Here is a 5,989-nt window from a genome sequence, read left to right on the forward strand (position 1 = left end):
TCGTCGATCTCGATCGGCATCGAGTCGATCTCGATGCGCAGCCGGGAAGCCGCCTCGTCGATCAGGTCGATCGCCTTGTCGGGGAGGAAGCGGTCGGTGATATAGCGGCTGGAGAGGGTGGCGGCGGCGATGAGGGCGCTGTCCTTGATGCGGATGCCGTGGTAGGTCTCGTACTTTTCCTTGAGTCCGCGGAGGATGGCGATGGTGTCCTCCACCGACGGCTCGCCGGTAAAGACCGGCTGGAAGCGCCGCTCCAGGGCAGCGTCCTTCTCGATGTACTTGCGGTACTCGTTCAGCGTCGAGGCACCAACGCACTGCAGCTCTCCGCGCGCGAGCGCCGGCTTCAGCATGTTGCTGGCGTCGATCGCGCCTTCGGCCGCCCCTGCGCCAACGAGCGTGTGCAACTCGTCGATGAACAGGATGATGTTCTTGTTCTGGGCGATCTCGTTCATCACCGCCTTGAGCCGCTCCTCGAACTGGCCCCGGTACTTGGTGCCCGCGATGACCGCGGCCATGTCCAGCGACAGGACCCGATGGTCTCGCAGCACGTCGGGGCACTGGCCGCTGGCGATCAGCAGCGCGAGGCCCTCGACGATCGCCGTCTTGCCGACGCCCGGCTCGCCGATGAGCACCGGGTTGTTCTTCTTGCGCCGGGCCAGGATCTCCATGACCCGCTGGATTTCCTTCTGCCGGCCGATGGTCGGATCGAGCTGGCCCTCGGCGCCGAGCTGGGTGAGATCGCGGCAGAAGTGGTCCAGCGCCGGCGTCTTGGATTTCTTTTCCGACTTGGGGGCGGAGGCCGGCGGCGTCGGGGGTGCCGCGCCGGCCGACGCCTGCGGCATGTCGCTGCCCAGGAGCCGCAGCGTCTCGGCGCGCGACTGCTCCAGCGTGACGCCCGCGTCGGTCAGGACCTGGGCCGCGATGCCCTTCTCTTCCCGCAACAGGCCGAGCAGCAGGTGCTCGGTGCCCACGTAGGAATGATTGAGCTCCCTGGCTTCCGTCATGGCCAGCTCGAGGACCTTCTTGGCGCGCGAGGTGTACGGCAGATCGGGGCCGGGCGCGGCCGCCGCTTTCCCCTTCTTGACCGTTTCCTCGATTTTCTGCTGGATGTCGTCGAGATCGACGTTGAGATTCGTGAGGACCGCCGCGGCCACGCCTTCGCCTTCGCGGATCAGCCCCAGGAGAATGTGCTCGGTGCCGACGTACTCGTGGTGGAGGCGCGCGGCCTCTTCCCGAGCCATCTGCAGCACCTTTCGAACGCGATCCGTGAAGTTGTAGCCGTTCATGCTTCCTGTTTCACCTCGGGGTCGGAGGCGCCTGTGCGGATGGCCCGCGACGCCCCACTTCCTCCTCCAGCACCTGCCGGACATATGCTGCGCGACGCACCGGCACTTCGTCATCGGTGAGAGCCCGCCCCTGGGCGGCGGCGAGATGCGCGGGCTGGGTGAAGACCAGCAGCTTGTTCAGCGCATACATACCGACGTTCGGGATGAGCCCGAGCCCCACACCCAGCCGGACCCCGCTCAGAAGGTTCATCGTCTCCTCGAACGACAAGGTGCGCGCGTACCGGAGGAGCCCATACGCCCGCCAGACCTTGTCTTCGAGGATGGCCGTCGCGTCGCGCAGGAGAATCTGGCGCGCGCGCTCCTCGTGTTCCATCACCTGCCGGACCAGCTTACCGAGGTGGTCCAGCAGTTCCAGCTCCGACTTGCCGAGGGTCGTCTGGTTCGACAGCTGGAAGAGGTTGCCCACCACCTCGCTGCCTTCGCCGTACAGCCCCCGGAAGGTCAGCCCGACCTGGGTTAGGGCCTGGAGAATCTTGTTGATTTCCTTGGTCAAAACGAGCCCAGGGAGGTGCACCAAAACCGAAGCCCGGAGCCCGGTTCCGACGTTGGTCGGGCAACTCGTAAGGTAACCGAACTCAGGGTGAAATGCGAAGGCAAGTCGTTGCCCCAGTTCGGCGTCCAGCGTCGCAACCAAGCCCCAGGCGGCCTCCAAAGCGAAGCCGGAACGGAGCGCCTGGATCCGGAGGTGGTCCTCCTCGTTGATCATGACGCTGGCCTGATCCTGGACCAGCAATCCGCCGGCCGGGCGGAGCCTGACGGCCGCCTCCGGAGCCGCCAGCTCCCGGCTCACCAGGTGCCGTTCGTGGAGCAGCTGGCGGTCCTGCAGATCGAGCCGGTCCACCCGGAACCGGACCGCCCGACGGAGCCCCTCGGTCATGGCGGCGGCCTGCTCGACTTCCGCGAGGATGGTCTCCCGCTCCGGGGCGTCGCTCCGAGTGGCGAAGCGATGGCTGCGGAGATTCCGGGCCAGCCGGATCCGGGTGGACACCACCAGGTGGCTTCCCGGACCGCTGGCCTCGAGCCAGGACATCCCGCCGTCGGGGAGGAGGCTGAGGTCGATCATTCGCGGTCCTTCAACCGGTCGCGCAGCTCGGCCGCGAGCTCGAACTGTTCCCGCTCGACCGCGCGACGGAGCTGCTCCCGGAGCTCGAGATCGGTCTTTCCGGCCTCGATCCGGACCGGCGAACCCGCGGCTGTCTGTTCATACTGCATCCCGGTGTGATGCGTGGAGCCGTGGAGCCGTCGCAGCAGCTCGCGCAGCGGGGCGTCGAACGCGGCGTAGCACTCGGCGCATCCGACGCGGCCGCTCTCCCGGAAATCGCGCAGCGTGGCGTTGCAGCCGGGGCAACGGGTTTCCAGCGCAGCCTGCAGCGGCGCATCGGGATCGGCGCTTTCGCCCAGTTTGGCCAGAAACCCGCCCAGCGGCGTGTCGGCCATGGCGAATCCGGTCTCGATGCCCTTCTCGGCGGCGCACTCGGCGCAGAGGCTCGAGGTGTGCACCTCGCCCTCCTTCACCTGAGTGAGGCTGACGACGCCTTCCCGCTCGCCGCAATTGCTGCATTTCATCCGGGAAGCACCTCGGCCCCGTACCCCAGGGCCGGCGCGAGCACGCCCTCGGAGAGAGTCAGGACCCGGTCGGCACGCCCCGCCAGTGACCGATTGTGAGTGACGATCACCATCGCCGTCTGGAACTGCCGTGCCAGCCCCGAGAAGAGGGCGTGCAGCTGCTCCGCGTTCTGCTCGTCGAGATTTCCCGACGGCTCGTCGGCCAGCAGCAACGCCGGCTGCACCGCCAGCGCGCGCGCCACCGCCGCCCGCTGCTGCTCGCCTCCGGACAGCTGGGCCGGCAGGTGGCGGCTCCGGGCGCCCAGACCCACCGACCCGAGCAGGTCTCTGGCCCGTGCCAGCGCGCGGGACGGCGGGGAGCCGGCGATCTGCAGCGGGAGGGCGACGTTCTCCTCGGCGGTAAAGTCCCGCAGCAGGTGATGAAACTGGAAGACAAACCCGATCCGCCGGTTTCGCAGCTCCGCCAGCCCGCTGGGATCGAACTCGTCATAGGCGGTGCCGCCCAGCCGCACCTGGCCCGAGGTGGGCAGGTCCAGCGCGCCCAGGAGGTGCAGCAGGGTGCTCTTGCCCGATCCGCTCTCCCCGGTGACCGCCACGAATTCGCCGGTCTCGACCGCGAAGTCGATCCCGCGGAGCACCTCGATGGTGCCGCCGTCGCCGCCGCGATACGCCTTGCGGAGGTCGCGCGCTTCAAGGATGGCGCTCATTCGTGACGGATCGCTTCCACCGGGGTGAGCCGCGCCGCCGCCCGGGACGGATGCAGGGTAGCCACCAGGGCCACCAGGAAGCTGAACAGGACCACGGCCCCGACGTCGAGCAGCTCCACGTGCACCGGCAGATGGTCGATGAAATACACCGCGGGGTCGATCTTGATGAGGCCCGACCGGTCGATCGCGAACGCGAGCATGAGCCCGCCTCCCAACCCCAGCACGGTGCCGACCGCCCCGATGATCGCCCCCTGCGACAGGAAGATGCGCGCGATGCCGCCGGGCGTGATGCCCATGGCCTGCAGGATCCCGATTTCCTTGGTCTTCTCCGCCACGACCATGGTGAGCGTGCCGATGATGTTGAACGCGGCCACGACCATCACGAAACAGATGATCAGGCCCATCGCGAGCTTTTCCAGCTGCAGCGCGCTGAACAGGCTGGCATTCTGGCTCTGCCAGTCGTAGGAGCGGAAGGGATATCCGAGACGCTTCTGGAGGCTGTCGCCCACCTGGGGCGCCTTCCAGGGATCCCGCACCCGGATCTGGATCCCGGTAACCGCGTCGCCCAGGCCGGCGAACCGCTGGGCCGTGGCCATGTCCATTACCGCGAAGCCGTCGTCGTACTGGTACATCCCGGTGTCGAAGGTGCCGGTGACCTCGAAGTACCAGATCTGGGGAATCATCTTCCCCGTGGCCCGGTCGCGCCGGACCGACATGGGAGAAATCAGCCGCACCACGTCGCCCTGGTAGGCCGAGAGTCGGGCCGACAGCCGATAGCCGAGGACGATGCCGCCGTCCACGCTGTCGGCATGGGTCCGGAAGGAGAGACTCCCCGGGGTGACCTTCTGGGAAAGCGTGGTCACCGCGATCCGGCCGGTATCGGGATCGAAGCCGACCACGTCCACCGCGGCAGGGTAATCGGCCTGGTTCAGGATCATCGATTTGGTGATGACTTCGGGTCCGGCGGCCACGACGTCCCGGTAGGCGCGAATCGTATCGAGTGCCTCGCGCCAGCTGTCCACCCGGAGGGTGGGTCCGTAGGTCAGGATCCGCAAATGGGGGTTCGCTACCAGGATCCGGTCCCGCAGGTCGTCCCGCAGGCCGTTCATCACGCCGAGCACCACCACCAGCGCCATGACGCCGATGGCGACGCCCCCGATGGCGATGATGGTGTTGAGCGACGCGAAGCGCGACTGCTTGCGTCCGCGCATGTAGCGAAGCGCGATGCTCCGCTCCAGTGGCGACGGCAGCCGCAGGCGCCGGCTCACGCCGCCGGTCCTTCCGGCGTCCCCTCTTCCGGTCGCATCGCGGGAAACAGGATCACGTCCCGGATCGACGGCTGGCCGGTGATCAGCATGACGAGGCGGTCGAGCCCCAGTCCCATCCCGCCGGTGGGCGGCATGCCGTACTCCAGGGCGCGGACGTAGTCGTGGTCCAGTGGCTGCGCCTCGTCGTCTCCGGCCTCGCGCTGCCGGGCCTGGTCCTGAAACCGTGCCCGCTGCTCGTCGGGGTCGTTGAGCTCGCTGAAGGCATTGGCGATCTCCTTCCCGCCGACGAAGAGCTCAAACCGCTCGGTGAGGGCGGGATCGTCGCGGTGCTCCCGGGCCAGCGGCGACAGGGACTTGGGGTAATCCATCACGAAGGTCGGCTGCACCAGCGAGGGCTCGAGATACACCTTGAACACCTGGTCGATCAAGCGGCCTCCCGAGAGCAGCTGGGCGTCCTCGCGGGAGACGCCCGACGCCGTCAACTTCGCACGCAATTCGGCCTCGGAGGCGACCCGGACGTCGAGCCCGGTTCGCTCCCGAATGCCTTCGACGAAGCTCACCTGGCGGAACGGAGGAGTGAAATCGATCGCCGCGCCCTGGTACGTGACGCCGGGGCCGCCGGTGGTATGCTGCACCGCGCCCGAGACCATCGCCTCGGTAAGCGCCAGGATGTCGCGATAGTCGGCGTAGGCCTGGTAACACTCCAGCATGGTGAATTCCGGATTGTGAGTGCGGTCCATGCCCTCGTTCCGGAAATCGTGGCCGATTTCATAGACTTTCTCGAATCCGCCCACCACCAGCCGCTTGAGATACAGCTCATCGGCGATGCGGAGGTAGAGCGGCATGTCGAGCGCGTTATGGTGGGTCACGAACGGCCGGGCCATCGCCCCGCCATAGAGCGGCTGGAGCACGGGGGTTTCCACTTCCAGGAATCCGCGCTCGTCCAGGAACCGCCGCAGGAACCGGATCACCTCCGCGCGGGTCTCGAAGACCCGGCGCACCTCCGGGTGCACCGCGAGGTCGGCGTAGCGCTGCCGGTAGCGCACCTCGGGATCCGCCAGGCCGCCGAAGGTCACCGCGCCCGCATCGGTCTGCTGGGTCT

6 protein-coding genes are annotated in these 5,989 nt (G+C 67.7%); all 6 read right to left on the reverse strand.

All coding sequences use genetic code 11. From position 1 onward, the window contains the following. The coding region (locus tag VFW45_15930; protein ID HEU5182275.1) for a Clp protease N-terminal domain-containing protein at positions 1-1,286 on the reverse strand (1,286 nt) is incomplete at its 3' end. 10 nt (positions 1,287-1,296) lie between these two features. Further along, positions 1,297-2,409 carry a protein arginine kinase gene (locus VFW45_15935; GenBank protein ID HEU5182276.1) on the reverse strand — a complete coding sequence of 371 codons (1,113 nt, stop codon included), beginning with the start codon at positions 2,407-2,409 and terminating at the stop codon, positions 1,297-1,299. Continuing rightward, positions 2,406-2,912, reverse strand: coding sequence for a UvrB/UvrC motif-containing protein (locus tag VFW45_15940; GenBank protein HEU5182277.1), 507 nt, complete (start codon positions 2,910-2,912; stop codon positions 2,406-2,408). The genes VFW45_15935 and VFW45_15940 overlap by 4 nt, the downstream gene beginning before the upstream one ends. Next, positions 2,909-3,619 (reverse strand): ABC transporter ATP-binding protein, encoded by a 711-nt coding sequence (locus VFW45_15945; protein HEU5182278.1) that lies wholly within the window; start codon positions 3,617-3,619, stop codon positions 2,909-2,911. Before VFW45_15945 ends, VFW45_15940 begins: the two co-directional genes overlap by 4 nt. Then, a complete protein-coding gene (locus VFW45_15950; GenBank protein ID HEU5182279.1) occupies positions 3,616-4,887 on the reverse strand; it encodes an FtsX-like permease family protein in 1,272 nt (423 codons plus the stop codon). Before VFW45_15950 ends, VFW45_15945 begins: the two co-directional genes overlap by 4 nt. Next, a partial coding sequence (lysS, locus tag VFW45_15955) for a lysine--tRNA ligase (protein ID HEU5182280.1) occupies positions 4,884-5,989 on the reverse strand: 1,106 nt, incomplete at its 5' end. The genes VFW45_15950 and lysS, both read right to left, overlap by 4 nt.

The organism is Candidatus Polarisedimenticolia bacterium, assembly GCA_035764505.1.
Lineage (GTDB): Bacteria > Acidobacteriota > Polarisedimenticolia > Gp22-AA2 > AA152 > AA152.